Genomic DNA, 1,303 nt, shown 5'->3' on the forward strand with positions numbered 1-1,303 from the left:
CAGGGCCCCGGCATAGTCGTGTTTCAGCAGGTCAGGAGCAGGTTGAGGATGGTTTCGGGGTCTCGGGCGTGATGTCGTAGGCGTTGGGCGATGTTGTCGACGCCGGTCAGGCGTAGGAGGCTGATGGCGGTGTTGCGCAGGGTGGCCATGACCTGTGGGCCGTTGCCGGTGCGGACTTGGGAGCGGTCTTCGTCGTAGGTGACGTCGCGGACCCAGTGGAGTCGGTTCTCGATGCCCCAGTGGCCTCGGACCCATGCCGCGAGGGTCGCCGGTGGTGCTTGGTGGTGGTCGGCGGAGGTGATGAGGTAGACGACTTCGACGGCCTTCTTGCCGTTGCGTGTGACGGTGCGTCGTAGTTGGGCGATCTGGGTGGCGCCGGCGAACTCGACCCAGGACGGGGCGGTGGTGACCTTGATGGTCCGGGTTGCTGTGCGGCCGTGCTCACGGCTCGTGGTGGTGTGGCTGGGGACGTCCTTCCAGGGCAGGTTCTTGCACGCCCGGAAGAGCGTGGGCTGGTTGCCCTTGACGGTGAAGACGTAGTCCCCGCCGGCGGTGGTGATCTGTTCGGCGGTGTCGGTCTGGGTGTGCATGGCATCGACGGTGACGATGACGCCTGTAAGGTCGAAGAGTTTCAGGAGCCCTTGTACTGCTGGGATCTCGTTGGACTTCGCGGTCACCGCGAGCTGCCCGACCACTGCACCGGTGCGCTGGTCGAGGGCGGCGACAAGGTGCGGCGCTGTCGTGGTCTTCGACCGTGCACCACGCACGGTCTTGCCGTCCAGGGCGATCACGCGACGCGCTCCGACAGTGTGGGTGCGGGTCCACATGAACGCGCCGATGAGCTGGTCGAGGAGGTCGGAATCGAGGCGGGCGAACACCCGTCGGATGGTCGACTCATCGGGGACCGCCGCTCCGGCGACCCCGAGGACCCGGCGGGTCTCGGGCGGCTGGTGGGCCACCCATTCACCGATCGCGACGAACGACCTCGCGCCGCCGATGACAGCTGCCAGCCCTACCGCGAGGACTGATGCCAGGTCGTGGCGCCGACCGCGGCGTGCTCGCGGGTCGGGGACGGTCTTGAGGAGATCAAGTAGCCGTGATCCAGAGGTATCGGCGAGTGCCGCAGGCAGATGGGCCGTGGTGCGAGAAGATGACATGGACGGGTGTGGTTCTCCGGCTGGACGGTGAGTGTGAGAACTTCCATCCAAGCCTCACGAGCCACACCCGTCACACACGCCACACCGGTCACACGGCCGTAAACCCGCAGGCCAGAGCCCCAGGCAACGACTTTGCCGGGGCCCTG

General features: G+C 66.8%; 1 protein-coding gene. It reads right to left on the reverse strand.

Annotated elements, in window-relative coordinates; all coding sequences use genetic code 11:
- Positions 1-23: 23 nt before the first annotated feature.
- Positions 24-1,157 (reverse strand): ISAs1 family transposase, encoded by a 1,134-nt coding sequence (locus tag EV643_RS43930; protein ID WP_238166230.1) that lies wholly within the window; start codon positions 1,155-1,157, stop codon positions 24-26.
- Positions 1,158-1,303: the final 146 nt, after the last annotated feature.

The sequence above is a fragment of the Kribbella caucasensis genome (assembly GCF_004361855.1).
In the GTDB taxonomy this organism is placed as follows: Bacteria; Actinomycetota; Actinomycetes; order Propionibacteriales; family Kribbellaceae; genus Kribbella; species Kribbella caucasensis.

What these genes read in the sequence shown, in the direction of transcription:
- EV643_RS43930 (WP_238166230.1), bottom strand. Translation starts at nt 1,157, where the DNA reads ATGTCATCTTCTCGCACCACGGCCCATCTGCCTGCGGCACTCGCCGAT.